Genomic DNA, 13,510 nt, shown 5'->3' on the forward strand with positions numbered 1-13,510 from the left:
CCGACTAGACCTCCCGGAAGGTAAAGTACAACAGGAGCAGGTTCAAAAAGACGATCAGCCCCGCCGAGATCCAGGCCAGCACGGTGACCCAGCGAGGGTTGCTGAGGTCCTTCATCAGCCGTGCGTTGGAGGTGAAGCGGACCAGCGGGATCACCGAGAAGGGCAGCTGCATCGAGAGGATGACCTGGGAGAGGACCAGGAGGGAGAGCGGCCGCACTGAGAACCAGATCGCGATCACCGCCGGCACCATCGTCATCAGGCGGATCCCGAGCCGCAGCAGGGCGATGTTTCGCACCCGCAGGTTCAAGAACCCCTCGACGACCACCTGGCCGGCCAGGGTGCCGGTGACCGAGCTGCTGATGCCCGAGGCCAAAAGCGCGATGGCGAAGGCCAGGGCCGCGGCCTTTCCCAGGAGCGGGCTCAAGGTCAGGTAGGCCTGGTCCAGGTCCACGACCAAAAGGCCGTGCTTGTGAAAGACCGCGGCGGCCATGACCAGGATCGAGGCGTTGACCAGCCAGGCCGCCCCCAGGGCGCTGACCGTGTCCACGATGCTCCACTTCAGGATGCGCCGCTTCTTCTCTTGGTTGTTCCTGGTGCGGGTCTTGACCTGGGCGGAGTGCAAAAAGAGGTTGTGGGGCATCACCGTGGCTCCGAGGATGCCCATGGCGATGAAGAGCGCGGTCTTGTTCTCGAAGACCAGCGTGTTGGGCACGAAGAGGTTCTTCGCCACCTCGGCGAACTCGGGCTGGGCAAGGAAGATCTCCACCACGTAGGAGAGGCCGATGACCGCGACGAAGCCGATGATCACCAGCTCCACCCAGCGATAGCCGAACCGTTCCAGGTAGAGGATCAAGAGCACGTCGAAGACCGTGAGCAGCGCGGCGATCTCGAGGGGGATGCCAAAGAGGAGGTTGAGCGCCACCGCGACCCCCAGGAACTCGGCCAGGTCGGTGGCCAGCATCGCGGCGAAGGCGGTGACGAAGAGGAACATCGCCACCGGCTTGGGAAAGCGGGCCCGCATCGCCTGCGCCAGGTCCATCCCGGTGGCGATCCCCAGCTTGGCCGCGAGGACCTGCATCAGGATGGCGATCATGGAGGAAAGGGTGATGATCCAGAGCAGGGCGTAGCCGAAGCGGCTGCCGGCCTCGATGCTGGTGGCCCAGTTGCCGGGGTCCATGTAGCCGACGGAGACCAGGAACGCGGGACCGAGGTAGAACCACCAGGGCCGGCGAAGGGGCAGGGACGTTGCGTTAGCCATAGGCGAACCGAACACCTCCTGATTTTTAGGCTAGCCTAAAAATCCCCTCGGGGGCAAGTGCTACCATGGGGGCAAGGATGGTCATCGAAGACAAACTCCAACGATTGGAAGCCGAGCACCAGCGGCTCGAGGCCGAGCTGGCCAAGCCCGAGGTGCTGGCCAACCCCGAGGCGTTCCGCCGCGCCTCGAGGCGCTACGCCGAGCTCTCCGAGGTGGTCGAGGCCTACCGCCGCTACAAGGACGTGGAGCAGGGCATCCGTGAGGCCAAGGAGCTGCTCGAGGACCCCGAGCTGGCAGAGATGGCCCGGGAGGAGCTGGCCCAGCTCGAGGCCGAGAAGCAGCAGCTGACCGAGCGCCTGCGCCGCCTCCTCCTGCCCAAGGACCCCGCCGACGAGAAGAACGCGATCGTCGAGATCCGCGCCGGCACCGGCGGTGAGGAGGCCGCGCTCTTTGCCGCCGACCTCTTTGCCATGTACCAGCGCTACGCGGAGCGGCTCGGCTACAAGGTCGAGGTCATGGACGCCAGCCCCACCGACCTCGGGGGGTTCTCCAAGATCGTCTTTCGGGTGGAGGGTCCGGGGGCCTACGGGGTCTTCAAGTACGAATCCGGGGTGCACCGGGTGCAGCGGGTGCCGGCGACCGAGACCCAGGGCCGGATCCACACCTCGACCGCGACCGTGGCGGTCCTTCCCGAGGCCGAGGCCAGCGACCTCGAGCTCAACATGGACGAGATCCGCATCGACGTGATGCGCGCCTCCGGCCCCGGCGGGCAGGGGGTGAACACCACCGACAGCGCGGTGCGGGTGGTGCACCTCCCCACCGGGATCATCGTCACCTGCCAGGACTCGCGCAGCCAGATCAAGAACCGCGAGCGCGCGCTCACCATCCTGCGCAGCCGCCTCTTGGAGATGAAGCGCGCCGAGGAGGAAGAGAAGCTCCGCCAGGCGCGGCTTTCCCAGATCGGCACCGGGGAGCGTTCGGAGAAGATCCGTACCTACAACTTTCCCCAGTCCCGGGTCACCGATCACCGCATCCACTACACGACCAAGAACCTCGAAGCGGTCCTGGAGGGGGAGCTGGACGAGCTGCACGAGGCGTTGAAGGCCGCGGAGCAAGAGCGCATGCTCGCGGCGATGAGTCGGGAATGAAGGTGCTGCGCCGGGAACTGTTGGTGGCCGCCGGGGTGCTGATGGACCGCCAGGGGCGGGTGCTCTTGGTGGCCAACGACTGGGGACGCCGGGGGCGGGTGCGCTACACACTTCCCGGGGGAATGGTCGAGCCCGGGGAGACCGCGCTCGAGGCCGTGGTCCGCGAGGTGCGGGAGGAGACCGGGCTGGAGGTGCGGCGGGTGGTCCACCTGGCCTACGCGATGCAGGTCGAGGACCGGCGACGGCGCGAGCGCACCGTGGCCTTCGCCTTCCGGGTGGAGTGGGAGGGGCTGCTCAACCCCCGGGATCCCGACGGGCACATCGTCGAGGCCCGGTTCTTCGAGCCCCGTGAGGTCGAGGAGCGCCTCAAGACCCACCTGCCGATGCTCGAGCCCCTGCTCTACTACCTCGAGACCGGCGAGCCCGGGCACTACCACGCCTACTCCGCCTGGAACGTCCCGGGGGTGCGGGTGTGAAGGCGCTCGAGGCGGCCTACGCCCGGGCCCTCCTCAACGACCCCGAGGAGGCCGCGCGGCTGCGACGGCTCCTGGACCTCCGAACGGCGCTCTATACCCGGGACGAGGACGCGCTCAAGCGTCTGTTGCCGGCGCTCGAGCCCGAACTGCGGCGGGGCGCCGAGGCCCTCGCCGCCGGGGAGCATGCCGATCTCCTCGAGGCCGAGCCGGCCTTCTTGGCCGCCGAGGCCTGGGTGCAAAAGGGCGCCGAGGCCGCCCGCGAGGGGGCGCTCGAGGCCGCCGAGGCCGCGTTTCGCCGGGCGCTCGCGCTGGATGAAGGGCACCCCCGGGCCTGGATGAACCTGGGCAACGTGCACCTCGAAAAGGGCGAGCTCGAGGCGGCCAAGGCAGCCTACGATCGGGCCCTGGAGCTCGCCCCGGACTTCCCTGACCTGCACCAGAACCTCGCCGCCTACTACAAGAAGACCGGTCAGATCGACGCCATGGTGCGCCACCTGAAGCGTGCCCAGCGCCTCAGGCTCTACCCCAAGCGCGAGGGGCGCCCGGCGGGTACCCCACCGGTCTACGCCCGCACTTGGTTCTGGCTCTTGCTCGCCGCCCTGGCCTACTTCCTTCTTCAGGGCCGGGGAGGGTAGCATGGGCCGCGTGTGGCGCGTCCTCGTCCCCGCCAGCGTGGCCAATCTGGGCAGCGGCTTCGACGGGCTCGGCGTCGCCCTGAGCCTCTTTTTGGAAGTCGAGGGCGGGCCCGCCGAGGCCGACGCCTTTCGCTATCACGGGGAGGGGGCGGTCGCGCCGGGGCCAGACAACCTCGTCCACCAGGCCTGGCGCGCGGCGTTTAAGCGGGCCGGGGCCGAGCCGCCTCCGCTCGCGGTGCAGGTGCAAAACCCCATCCCCCTGGCCCGGGGCCTCGGCTCCTCGGCGGCGGCCCGGGTGGCCGGGGCGGCGCTCGCCGACCTCGCGCTCGGTGGGACGCTCGGTCGCGAGGGGGTCTTTGCGGTGGCCGCCGAGCTCGAGGGCCACCCGGACAACGTCGGGGCCGCGGTCTACGGTGGCCTGGTGGTGGGCACCGGCCCTCCCTGGCAGGCCGCGCAGCTGGCCTTTCCCGAGGGGCTCTTCTTCGTCGTCGCCGCCCCTGGCGTGGCCCTGGCCACCGACCGGGCGCGGGCTGCGCTTCCCAAAGTGATCCCCTTCGAGGACGCGGTCTTCAACCTCACCCGGGCGGCGCTCTGGCCCGCCGCGCTGGCCAGCGGGCGCCTCGAACTCTTGCGTACCGCCGCCGAGGACCGGTTGCACCAGCCCTACCGGCTTTCGCTGATGCCCGGGGCAGAAGAAGCGATCCGGGCCGCCTACGACGCCGGGGCGCTGGCGGCGTTCGTCGCCGGGGCCGGGCCGGCGGTCGCCGCCTTGGTCGAGGCACGCCGGGCGGCGCGGGTGGGGCAGGCGTTCGAGGCCTACGCCCAAAACGGCACGGTCTACGTTTTGAAACCCGCGGAGGGGTACCGGTGGAAGGTGATCTAGCCACCTTCTCCCTGGGAGAAGCCCTGGAGTTGATCCACGGCGGGCGGATGACCGGTGAGCTGCGCGTCGAGGCCGAGGTGCCGCTGGTCCTCTACTTCCACGCCGGCGAGCCCACCGGTGGGGGGATCCTCGACTGGCGAGGCTTCGAGGCGATCTCCACCTTCGACCTCAACCAGCGCGAGGGTCGCTTTCGCTTCCGCGCCGCCCCCGTTCCCGGTCCGGCGATGCTGCCCTACGCCACCTTCATCACCGAGTGGGCGCGGCTTTCCGACGAGTGGCGGCGGCTGCGCGAGGTGATCGACGCCCCCTCGCGGGTGCTGGCGGCGACGCGGGCCAGCGGGCCCTATGCCTTCTTCGGGCAGGGGCTCTCGGTGCGCAGTGCCCGGCGCCACTGGCAGGTGCCCATCAAGGAGGCGATGGAGCGGGCGCGAAAGGGGCTTTTAAGCGGGGCGCTGCGCCTGACCCCGCGGTACAACTGGCATTCGATGCGCATGCGCCACGCGCTCTACGGTCAGCCCCACATCCCCCACCCCTACGCCGACGTCGTCGAGCGCCTCTCCGGCGAGAAGTCCTTCGGCGAGCTGATCGCCGAAGGGCTTCCCGAGGCGCGGGCGCGGGCCTTCTTGGTGCACGAGCTCTTGGCGGGAGCGCTAAAGGTGCGCGTTCGCGGCACCTTCCTCAGGGACCTGACCTGGGAAAAATCTTCAACCGAGTTAAAATAACCCCATGAGCATCCCCCAGGAAGGCCTCCGCGAACGTCAAAAGCGGCGCCGGCGCGAGCGCATCTACCGCGCTGCCCTCGAGCGCTTCCGGGAAAAGGGGTTCTACGAGACCACGGTCGACGACATCGCCGCGGCCAGCCAGGTCTCCAGGGGGACCTTCTTCAACTACTTCCCCTACAAGGAGGCGGTGCTGCTCGAACTCGGCGCGGAGCTGATGGAGACGGCCTACCGCGAGGCCTTGGAGGCGGTACGCGCGGGGCGCGACCCCGTGAGCGCCCTCTTTGATTTCTGGCGCCGCCTCTCCGAGCTGAGCGAGGCCGAGCTCGGCCGCGATCTCTTGGCCCCGCTCGCCCACGAGCTGGTCAACCCCGAGACCGCCCGGGCGGAGTTCGCCTACCGCAAGCTTCCCCTGGCGGAGAAGGTCAAGACCTTCCTCAAGCCCCTCGCCGAGGCCGGGCGGCTGCGGCCGGACATGAGCCTGGAGCGGCTTTCGGCCTCGGTGGCCGACGCCTTCCTGCTGGCGGCGCTGCGCTGGGCGGCCTACGGCGCCGTGGAGCGGCTCTCCGAGGAGACCGAGAAGTTCTTGAAGGTCACGCTCGAGGGCATCCTCGCCCGCTAGCGCTCGAAGAGGCCTTCCGGGGCGGGGAGGCCGAGGTGCTCCCAGGCCCTCGGGGTGGCCAGGCGGCCGCGGGGGGTGCGCTTGATCAGGCCGAGCTGGATCAGGTAGGGCTCGACGACCTCCTCCAGGGTCTGGGCGTCGTCGGAGAGCGCGGTGGCCAGCGTCTCCAGCCCGGTGGGGCCGCCGCCGAACTTGACCAGGAGGGTCTCCAGGTAGCGCCGGTCCTTGGCGTCCAGGCCCAGGCTGTCCAGGCCCAGCGCGTTCAGCGCCTCGGTCGCACGGGCCAGGCTGATCTCGGTCTCCCCGGCGACCTGGGCGAAGTCGCGAACCCGCCGGAAGAGGCGTTTGGCGATGCGCATCGTCCCCCGGCTGCGGCGGCCGATCTCCAGCGCGGCCTCGGGGCTGATCGCCATCCCCATCTGCGCCGCGTCCCGGGCCACGCCCTCGGCGAGCTCCTCGGGGGTGTAGAACTCCAGGTGCTCGGTGATGCCGAACCGGCTGCGCAAGGGGCCGGAGAGCAGGCCGGGGCGGGTGGTGGCGCCGATCAGGGTGAACCGGGGCAGGTCCAGCCGCAGCGTCCGCGCCGCCGGACCCTGGCCCAGGATGAGGTCGATCTTGTAGTCCTCCATCGCCGGGTAGAGGTGCTCCTCGGCGGTCCGCGAGAGGCGGTGGATCTCGTCGATGAAGAGGATGTCCCCCTCGTCCAGGCTGTTGGTCAGGATCGCCGCCAGGTCCCCGGGTTTCTCGATCGCCGGTCCCGAGGTGACCCGGATCTGCACCCCGAGCTCGTAGGCGATGACGTGGGCCAGGGTGGTCTTGCCGAGGCCCGGCGGCCCCGAGAGCAGGAGGTGATCGAGCGGCTCGCCCCGCTCCTTGGCGGCCTCGAGGTAGACGCGGAGCTTCGCCTTGAGCCGGGTCTGCCCCACGTACTCGTCGAGGCGCCGCGGCCTCAGGAGGCGTTCGTCTGACACGCTTTCATCATAGCCAGCCCGGCCGGCCTGGTTTGCGTTCTCGGCCAGGATATACTTCCGAAGACGCGGCCCGAATGCTCCTATACCTCGACCAAAACTACGCCTCGCGCATCGCCAAGTTTCGCCTCGGTTTGCCCCACAACGAAGCCTTCGGGGCCGTTTGGGAGGCGCTTTCCCGCCGCGCAGCGCGCAGGGAGGTGATCGCGCCGCCCTCGCCGTTTCACGTGCTCGAGCTCCACGGCGGCTACCTGCTCCCCGAGTTCCGGCGGCTCTTTGCCGAGGTCGCCGGGGGGTTCTGGGTGCGGCCCTGGCAGGACGTGGTCCGGCGGCAGGCGGCGCGGGGCGGGTGCTTTCGGGAGGACCTCCTGACCCGCGAGGGGAGCTGGGCGCGCCCGGCCGACCTCGACCCGCTCTGGGACCTCTTGGACCTCGAGCTCGAGGGCGGCTTCCTCGCCCGGACCGCCCAGGCCGCGGCGGAGATCACCGCGCGCCTGAGGGTTCCCGAGGGGCTGCCCTTCGTCCGGCTCCTGGCCCGCCTCGTCGCCTTTGCCTCCCTCGAATCTCAGCGCAAGCCGCGCCTTGCGGACCTGGTGGACCTGATCATGGCCGCGACCGTCGTCCCCTATGTGGATGCGCTGGGAACCGACCGCTTCCTTCGCGAGGCCCTGGTCCGGGTGGGGGTCCAAACGCCGGTCTTCTCCGGCCGTCACCGCGAGGTCCTGGCCTTCGCCGACTGGCTTAGGATGGGGGCATGAGCCGCTTGACGGTCAAGGAGTTCAAGGCGCAAAAGGGCGGCCGTTTGGTCATGGTCACCGCCTACGACCACCCCAGCGCCAAGCTCGCCGAGGAGGCTGGGGTGGACGCGATCCTGGTCGGGGACTCGCTGGGGACGGTGGTCCTCGGCTACGGGGAGACCCGGCCGGTCACCCTGGAGGAGATCCTGCACCACGCCAAGGCGGCGCGCCGGGGGGCGCCGGACACCTTCCTCGTCGCCGACCTGCCCTACCTCGCCGACGCCACCTACGAGCGCGCGGTCCAGGCCTCCGAGCGCCTCTTGAAGGAGGCCCGGGTGGACGCGGTCAAGCTCGAGGGCCCCAAGGTCGAGATCGTGCGCCGCCTGGTCGCCGCCGGGGTGCCGGTGATGGGGCACCTCGGCCTCACCCCGCAGACCGCGAGCAGCCTCGGCGGCTACAAGGTGCAGGGCCGCGACCTGGCGAGCGCGCGCCGCCTCCTCGCCGACGCCCGCGCCCTGGCCGAGGCGGGGGTCTTCGCCCTGGTGCTGGAGATGGTCCCGGCCCCCCTGGCCGAGCGGATCACCCGGGCGGTGGAGGTGCCGACGATCGGGATCGGGTCCGGCGCCGCCACCGATGGCCAGGTCCTGGTCTTTCACGACCTGCTGGGCCTCTTCGAGGACTTCAAGCCGCGCTTCGTCAAGCGCTACCTCGAGGGGGCCGCGCTCTTTCGCCAGGCCCTTGCGGCCTACGCGGAGGACGTGCGCCAGGGCCGCTTCCCCGAGCCAAGGCACGCCTTTTCCCTCAAAGAGGACGTGGTCAAGGCCCTCGACGAAGGGCTATAATCAAGGCTCGTGGCCCTGAAGTTCACCGCCGAGGACGAGCGCCTGGACGTCGCCGTGGCCCGCTACGCCGGGGTCTCCCGCAGCAAGGCCCAGGCCTGGATCGAGGGGGGACACGTCGAGGTCGCGGGCAAGGTGGTGAAAAAGCCCGCCTACCGCCTGCGCGGTGAGCTGGTGCGGGTCGAGCGCCCGATCGAGCCCCCGCCCGAGGTGGCCCCCGAGGCGGTGCCCCTCGAGGTCCTCTACGAGGACGATCAGCTGATCGTGGTCAACAAGCCCGCGGGGATGCTCACCCACCCCGCCCCGGGCCAGAGCGAGGGCACGCTGGTCGGGGCCCTGCTCGGCTACTTCGGGCACGGCCCGGTGCGCGCCGAGCGGCCGGAGCTGGTGCGGCCGGGGATCGTCCACCGCCTGGACAGGGAGACCTCGGGGGCGATCGTCGTCGGCAAGACCGAGTTCGCCCAGCGGCGGCTCTCCGAGGCCTTCAAGCACCGCTTCGTCTACAAGCGCTACCTGGCGCTGACCGCGGGGCGACCCCGGGGGCTCGAAGCCGGCGAGCGCACCCTGATCGCCGCGATCGGGCGCCATCCGGTGCACCGCCACAAGATGCACGTCGGGGGGGTGCAGCCCCGCCACGCGGAGACCGACTTCTGCCTCCTCGACTACCTCGAGGGCCCGGAGGTCGCCCTGGTCGAGGCCCGGCCGCACACCGGCCGCACCCACCAGATCCGGGTGCACCTCAAGCACCTCGGGGCCCCGATCCTCTCCGACGCGCTCTACGGCCGGCCCCATCCGGAGATGCCCCGGCACGCGCTCCACGCCTACGAGCTGCGCCTGCCGCACCCCGAGACCGGGCGCTTTCTGACCTTCGTCGCCCCCGTCCCCCCGGACATGCGCCGGGCCTGGGAGGCGCTCGGCGGGCGCTGGCCCGAGGAGCTCAGGACCGCCTGAGTTCGGGGAAGTCCTCCTCGAAGTACTCGTGCTCGGCGCGGGTCGCCTTTTGCTGCTCCCGGCCCCTCAGCGCGACGCGGCGGATCTTGCCCGAGATCGTCTTCGGCAGCTCGGAGAACTCGATGCGGCGGATGCGCTTATAGGAGGGAACCCGCTCGCGCACGAAGAGGAAGATCGAAAGCGCCACCTCGCGGCTCGGGGCAAACCCCGGGGCCAGCACGACGTAGGCCTTGGGCACCGAGAGGCGCACCGGGTCCGGGGCGGGCACCACCGCGGCCTCGGCCACCGCCTCGTGCTCGATCAGCACGCTTTCCAGCTCGAAGGGGCTGATCCGGTAGTCGGAGCTCTTGAAGACGTCGTCGGCGCGGCCGATGTACCAGAAGTAGCCGTCCTCGTCCCGGCGGGCGACGTCCCCGGTGCGGTAATAGCCCCCGGCCATCACTTTGGCGGTGCGCTCGGGGTCGTCGAGGTAGCCCTTCATCAGCCCCACCGGCCGCGGGTCGAGCTTGATCGCGATCTCCCCCTCGTCGGCCTCGTGGCCCTCGGGGTCCAAGAGCACCATCCGGTAGCCGGGCAGGGGGCGGCCCATCGCGCCCGGCTTCACCGGCTGTCCCGGGGTGTTGGCGATCTGGGCGGTGGTCTCGGTCTGGCCGTAGCCGTCGCGGATGGTGAGGCCCCAGGCGGCCTGGACCTCGGCGATGACCTCCGGGTTCAAGGGTTCGCCGGCGCTGACCAGCTCCTTGAGCCGGGTCTTGTAGGCCTTGAGGTCCTCGAGGATGAACATGCGCCAGACGGTGGGCGGCGCGCACAGCGTCTCCACCCCGTGCTGGGCGATCAGCTCGAGCACCCGTTTGGGGTCGAAGCGGGTGTAGTTGAGGGCCACCACCGTGGCCTCGGCGTTCCAGGGCGCGAAGAAGTTGCTCCAGGCGTGCTTGGCCCAGCCGGGGGAGCTGATGTTGAGGTGCAGGTCCCCGGGGGTCACCCCCAGCCAGTACATCGTCGAAAGGTGGCCGATCGGGTAGCTGGCGTGGGTGTGGGCCACGAGCTTGGGACGGGAGGTCGTCCCCGAGGTGAAGTAGAGCAGCAGCAGGTCGTCGGCCTTGGTCGGTCCGTCGGGGGTGAAGTCGGCCCCGGCGTGGTAGGCCTCGTCGAAGGGGATCCAGCCCGGCACCTCGCCGCCGACGCTGACCTTGAGCTGGTCCCCGAGCAGCCCCGAAAAGCGTTCGCTGAGGCCGGCCTCGGCGATCACCGCCTTGACCTGGCCGCGTTCCAGCCGGTCTTTGAGGTCGTCGCCGCTCAGGAGGGTGGTGGCGGGGATGATCACCGCGCCGAGCTTGATCGCCGCGAGCATCGTCTCCCAGAGCGGGACCCGGTTGCCGAGCATCAGCAGGATGCGATCGCCGCGACCGATGCCCTGGGCCCGGAGGAAGTTGGCGACCCGGTTGGACGCGGTCTTGAGCTCCCCGAAGGTGCGTCGCTCGGCGCCGCCCTCTAGGTTCAGGATCAAGAGCGCGGTCTCCTCGCGCCTTCGCTCCGCCAGCGGGTCGAAGTGGTCGAGGGCCCAGTTGAAGGTTTCCGGCCTCGGCCAGCGAAACCCCTGGTAGGCAGTCTCGTAATCGGTACGATGGGCCAGGAGAAAGTCCCTTGCTTCTAAAAAGTCCACGATGCACCTCCCGGATGTGTTCGCTCCCATTATCCGGGCGAGGATCGGGGACATTTAGCCTGGTCAGGCGTCGAACATTCGCCCCACGTCCGGGGTGGCACGCTCCGCGGCCGCGGCGGCGAAGACCGGCCGCGGCTTGAGCCCCATGAAGCGGGCGACGAGGTTCGAGGGAAACATCTCCACCGCGTTGTTGAACTGCACCACCGCGGCGTTGTAAGCCTGGCGCGCGGCGGCGAGGCCGGCCTCGATCTCGTTCAGGGCCCCCTGCAGCTGAAGGAAGTTCTCGTTGGCCTTGAGGTCGGGGTAGGCCTCGAGCTGAACCAGGAGCCGGCCCAACAGCCCGGACATCTGGTCCTCGAGCTTGAAGCGCTCGGCGTCGTCCTGGGCGCTGGCGATGCGGCTGCGCAGCGCGGTGACCGCTTCAAGGGTCTCGCGTTCGTGCTTGGCGTAGGCCTTGACCGTGGCGACCAGGTTGGGAATCAGGTCGAAGCGCTTTTTTAAGAGGGCCTCGATGTTGCCCCGGGCGAAGTCGATCTGGTTCTTGAGCGCGATCAGGCGGTTGTAGGTGGCCACCGCGACCAGCGCGGCGAGGGCAATGAGGAGGAATACGCCCCAAACGATTGGGTTCATGCCCTCACTCTAGCAGCCCTAGCGGCCTCGGCCGCGTGCAGGGCCCGCATCAGGGTCTCCGGGGTCGCGGGCCCCGCGCTAAGAACGCGCCGCCAGGCCCGGGCCCCGGGGACCCCGTGGTAGAGGTTGAAGAGCGGGCGGATGACCGCGGTGCCGGGGACGCCCTCGGCCAGCCGGGCCTCCAGGTAGTCGGCCATCGCCCGCACCACCGCGCGCCGGGTCGGGCGCCGGGGGCGGCCGAAGAGCCGGGCGTCGAGCGCGACGAAGCGCCAGGGGTCGTCCCAGACCGCCCGGCCCACCATCACCCCGTCCACCGCCTGGAGCAGGCGCTCGGCCGTATCCAGATCCGCGATGCCCCCGTTGGCGATGATCCGGTGTTCGGGGAAGCTGGCCTTGAGGCGGGCGACGAGGTCATGGCGGAGCGGGGGGACGGCACGGTTCCTGCGCGTGTCGAGGTGGAGCAGGGCCTTCCGGGCGTGGACGATGAAGGTCGTCACCCCCGCCCGGGCCAGGGTCTCGACGAAGCGGAAGACCGCGCGGTCCCCGTCGTCGTCCAGCCCCAGGCGGTGCTTGACGGAAAGGCGCACCCCGGTCGCCTCATGGACCGCGCGCACGATCTCCGCGACCCGCTCGGGGTGTCTCATGAGGATTGCGCCGAAGCCCGCCCGCTGGCTTTTTTCCGAGGGGCAGCCAACATTCAGGTTGATCTCGTCGAACCCGTAGGGGAGGGCTTTTTTGACCGCGGCCACGGCGGTTTCGGGGTCTGCGCTGGCGATCTGCAAGGCGAGCGGCGCCTCCGCCGGATGGTGCTGCAAAAAGCGCCCCGGGTCGCCGTGGCAAAGCGCCCGGTCGACGACCATCTCGGTGTAGAGCAGGGCCTCGTGGGAGATCTGGCGGAAGAAGTAGCGGAAGTGGCGGTCGGTGCGCTCGAGCATCGGCGCCACGGAAAAGCGGTGGGCGTGCGTCATGACAGGCGGCTTAACGTGACCTCGGGAGGCTCGGGCCGAGGCTCGCGAAAGGCGATCGCCTCCCACTCGCCCTCCTCGACGACCGTCAGCCCGGGAAACGCGCGGCGCAGCCAGGCCAGCGTTCCCTGGACCAGGTCCTCCGGAGTGCTGGCGGCGGAGGTGATCCCCACCCGCTTGACGTCGGCGAACCAGTCTTGGCGGAGGTCTTCGGGGCCGTCGATGCGCACCGCCCGGGTGAGCTGGCCGGCCAGCTCGAAGAGCCGCATCCCGTTGGAGGAATGGCGGCTGGAGAGCACCAGGAAGAGGTCCACCAGGGGCGCCAGCCGCTTGACCTGGTCCTGGCGGTTCTTGGTCGCGTAGCAAAGGTCGCTGCGGGCGGGGGTGACGAGCTTGGGAAACCGCTCGCGCAGGATCTCGATCGTGGCGTCGGTGTCGTCGACCGAGAGGGTGGTCTGGGTGAGGACGATCACCCGCTCCGGGTCCGGTACCTCGACGGTGCGCGGATCCGCCAGGCGGGGATCCTTGCCGACCTGGGTGTGGACCGCGACCAGGATGGTGTGCTCCGGGGCCTCGCCGAGCGTGCCCTTGACCTCCTGGTGGTCGGCAGAGTCCCCGATCAGGAGGATCGTGTAGCCGAGGTCCGCGTAGCGCCGGGCCTCGGTGTGCACCTTGGTCACCAGGGGGCAGGTGGCGTCGATCGCGGTGAAGCCCATCTCTGCGGCCTTCTTGCGCACCTCGGGAGGCACGCCGTGGGCGGAGAAGACGATCACCCCGGCGAGCTTGGCCCGTTTTTCGAGCGCCGGGATCTCGTCCAGGTCCTCGACGAAGTGCACGTTCTTTTCCCGCTCCAGACGGGCCACCACGGTCTCGTTGTGCACGATCTGGTGGTAGACGACGAGGTCGCCCTGCTCGCGATAGGCGTCGGCGGCGCGCTCAACGGCCTGGATCGCCATCACCACGCCGGCGCAAAACCCCCGCGGTCTCGCCAGGTAGACGCGCTCGACCATCTCCAT

Annotated in this window: 15 protein-coding genes; 9 read left to right on the plus strand and 6 right to left on the minus strand. The window is 69.9% G+C overall.

The features are described from left to right. Window positions 1-4 precede the first annotated feature (4 nt). Complete coding sequence (locus ACZ48Y_RS00230; RefSeq protein ID WP_464741001.1) at window positions 5-1,258, minus strand: Nramp family divalent metal transporter; 1,254 nt, start codon at window positions 1,256-1,258, stop codon at window positions 5-7. Window positions 1,259-1,341: 83 nt separating this feature from the next. Here ACZ48Y_RS00230 and prfA point away from each other — a divergent pair, with 83 nt between their 5' ends. The 6 genes from prfA to ACZ48Y_RS00260 are packed head-to-tail and all read left to right on the plus strand — an operon-like array spanning window position 1,342 to window position 5,741. Next, on the plus strand, window positions 1,342-2,406 hold the full coding sequence (gene prfA, locus ACZ48Y_RS00235; RefSeq protein ID WP_464742910.1) for a peptide chain release factor 1: 1,065 nt from the start codon (window positions 1,342-1,344) through the stop codon (window positions 2,404-2,406). Between the two features lie 5 nt (window positions 2,407-2,411). Further along, on the plus strand, window positions 2,412-2,882 hold the full coding sequence (locus tag ACZ48Y_RS00240; protein WP_464742912.1) for an NUDIX hydrolase: 471 nt from the start codon (window positions 2,412-2,414) through the stop codon (window positions 2,880-2,882). Then, window positions 2,879-3,517, plus strand: coding sequence for a tetratricopeptide repeat protein (locus ACZ48Y_RS00245; RefSeq protein WP_464741003.1), 639 nt, complete (start codon window positions 2,879-2,881; stop codon window positions 3,515-3,517). The genes ACZ48Y_RS00240 and ACZ48Y_RS00245 overlap by 4 nt, the downstream gene beginning before the upstream one ends. 1 nt (window position 3,518) lies before the next feature. Continuing rightward, complete coding sequence (thrB, locus tag ACZ48Y_RS00250) at window positions 3,519-4,400, plus strand: homoserine kinase (RefSeq protein WP_464741005.1); 882 nt, start codon at window positions 3,519-3,521, stop codon at window positions 4,398-4,400. After that, window positions 4,385-5,122, plus strand: a complete 738-nt coding sequence (locus tag ACZ48Y_RS00255) for a DUF4388 domain-containing protein (protein ID WP_464741007.1) — start codon at window positions 4,385-4,387, stop codon at window positions 5,120-5,122. The genes thrB and ACZ48Y_RS00255 overlap by 16 nt, the downstream gene beginning before the upstream one ends. A gap of 4 nt (window positions 5,123-5,126) precedes the next feature. Beyond that, window positions 5,127-5,741 carry a TetR/AcrR family transcriptional regulator gene (locus ACZ48Y_RS00260; protein ID WP_464741009.1) on the plus strand — a complete coding sequence of 205 codons (615 nt, stop codon included), beginning with the start codon at window positions 5,127-5,129 and terminating at the stop codon, window positions 5,739-5,741. On the opposite strand, the gene ruvB is transcribed toward ACZ48Y_RS00260, so the two are convergent. After that, window positions 5,738-6,712, minus strand: coding sequence for a Holliday junction branch migration DNA helicase RuvB (gene ruvB / locus ACZ48Y_RS00265; protein WP_464741011.1), 975 nt, complete (start codon window positions 6,710-6,712; stop codon window positions 5,738-5,740). The genes ACZ48Y_RS00260 and ruvB overlap by 4 nt on opposite strands. A 74-nt stretch (window positions 6,713-6,786) precedes the next feature. Between ruvB and ACZ48Y_RS00270 the strand changes: the two genes are divergently transcribed. The 3 genes from ACZ48Y_RS00270 to ACZ48Y_RS00280 are packed head-to-tail and all read left to right on the plus strand — an operon-like array spanning window position 6,787 to window position 9,236. Next, a complete protein-coding gene (locus tag ACZ48Y_RS00270) occupies window positions 6,787-7,467 on the plus strand; it encodes a hypothetical protein (protein ID WP_464741013.1) in 681 nt (226 codons plus the stop codon). After that, window positions 7,464-8,288, plus strand: a complete 825-nt coding sequence (gene panB, locus ACZ48Y_RS00275) for a 3-methyl-2-oxobutanoate hydroxymethyltransferase (protein WP_464741015.1) — start codon at window positions 7,464-7,466, stop codon at window positions 8,286-8,288. Before ACZ48Y_RS00270 ends, panB begins: the two co-directional genes overlap by 4 nt. A gap of 15 nt (window positions 8,289-8,303) precedes the next feature. Further along, complete coding sequence (locus ACZ48Y_RS00280) at window positions 8,304-9,236, plus strand: RluA family pseudouridine synthase (protein WP_464742914.1); 933 nt, start codon at window positions 8,304-8,306, stop codon at window positions 9,234-9,236. Here the strand turns inward: ACZ48Y_RS00280 and ACZ48Y_RS00285 are convergent. The 4 genes from ACZ48Y_RS00285 to ispH all read right to left on the minus strand — a co-directional run bounded on the left by ACZ48Y_RS00285 (window position 9,223) and on the right by ispH (window position 13,510). Further along, window positions 9,223-10,899 carry an AMP-binding protein gene (locus ACZ48Y_RS00285; RefSeq protein ID WP_464741017.1) on the minus strand — a complete coding sequence of 559 codons (1,677 nt, stop codon included), beginning with the start codon at window positions 10,897-10,899 and terminating at the stop codon, window positions 9,223-9,225. The two genes, ACZ48Y_RS00280 and ACZ48Y_RS00285, sit on opposite strands and share 14 nt — an antisense overlap. A gap of 63 nt (window positions 10,900-10,962) precedes the next feature. Beyond that, window positions 10,963-11,529, minus strand: a complete 567-nt coding sequence (locus ACZ48Y_RS00290; protein WP_464741019.1) for a LemA family protein — start codon at window positions 11,527-11,529, stop codon at window positions 10,963-10,965. Further along, window positions 11,526-12,497, minus strand: coding sequence for a tRNA dihydrouridine(20/20a) synthase DusA (dusA, locus tag ACZ48Y_RS00295; protein WP_464741021.1), 972 nt, complete (start codon window positions 12,495-12,497; stop codon window positions 11,526-11,528). Before dusA ends, ACZ48Y_RS00290 begins: the two co-directional genes overlap by 4 nt. Beyond that, complete coding sequence (gene ispH, locus ACZ48Y_RS00300; RefSeq protein WP_464741023.1) at window positions 12,494-13,510, minus strand: 4-hydroxy-3-methylbut-2-enyl diphosphate reductase; 1,017 nt, start codon at window positions 13,508-13,510, stop codon at window positions 12,494-12,496. Before ispH ends, dusA begins: the two co-directional genes overlap by 4 nt.

The organism is Rhabdothermus arcticus (assembly GCF_055382915.1).

What these genes read in the sequence shown, in the direction of transcription:
- ACZ48Y_RS00230 (WP_464741001.1), bottom strand. Translation starts at nt 1,258, where the DNA reads ATGGCTAACGCAACGTCCCTGCCCCTTCGCCGGCCCTGGTGGTTCTAC.
- thrB (WP_464741005.1), top strand. Translation starts at nt 3,519, where the DNA reads ATGGGCCGCGTGTGGCGCGTCCTCGTCCCCGCCAGCGTGGCCAATCTG.
- ACZ48Y_RS00260 (WP_464741009.1), top strand. Translation starts at nt 5,127, where the DNA reads ATGAGCATCCCCCAGGAAGGCCTCCGCGAACGTCAAAAGCGGCGCCGG.
- ACZ48Y_RS00270 (WP_464741013.1), top strand. Translation starts at nt 6,787, where the DNA reads ATGCTCCTATACCTCGACCAAAACTACGCCTCGCGCATCGCCAAGTTT.
- panB (WP_464741015.1), top strand. Translation starts at nt 7,464, where the DNA reads ATGAGCCGCTTGACGGTCAAGGAGTTCAAGGCGCAAAAGGGCGGCCGT.
- ACZ48Y_RS00290 (WP_464741019.1), bottom strand. Translation starts at nt 11,529, where the DNA reads ATGAACCCAATCGTTTGGGGCGTATTCCTCCTCATTGCCCTCGCCGCG.
- dusA (WP_464741021.1), bottom strand. Translation starts at nt 12,497, where the DNA reads ATGACGCACGCCCACCGCTTTTCCGTGGCGCCGATGCTCGAGCGCACC.
- ispH (WP_464741023.1), bottom strand. Translation starts at nt 13,510, where the DNA reads ATGGAGATGGTCGAGCGCGTCTACCTGGCGAGACCGCGGGGGTTTTGC.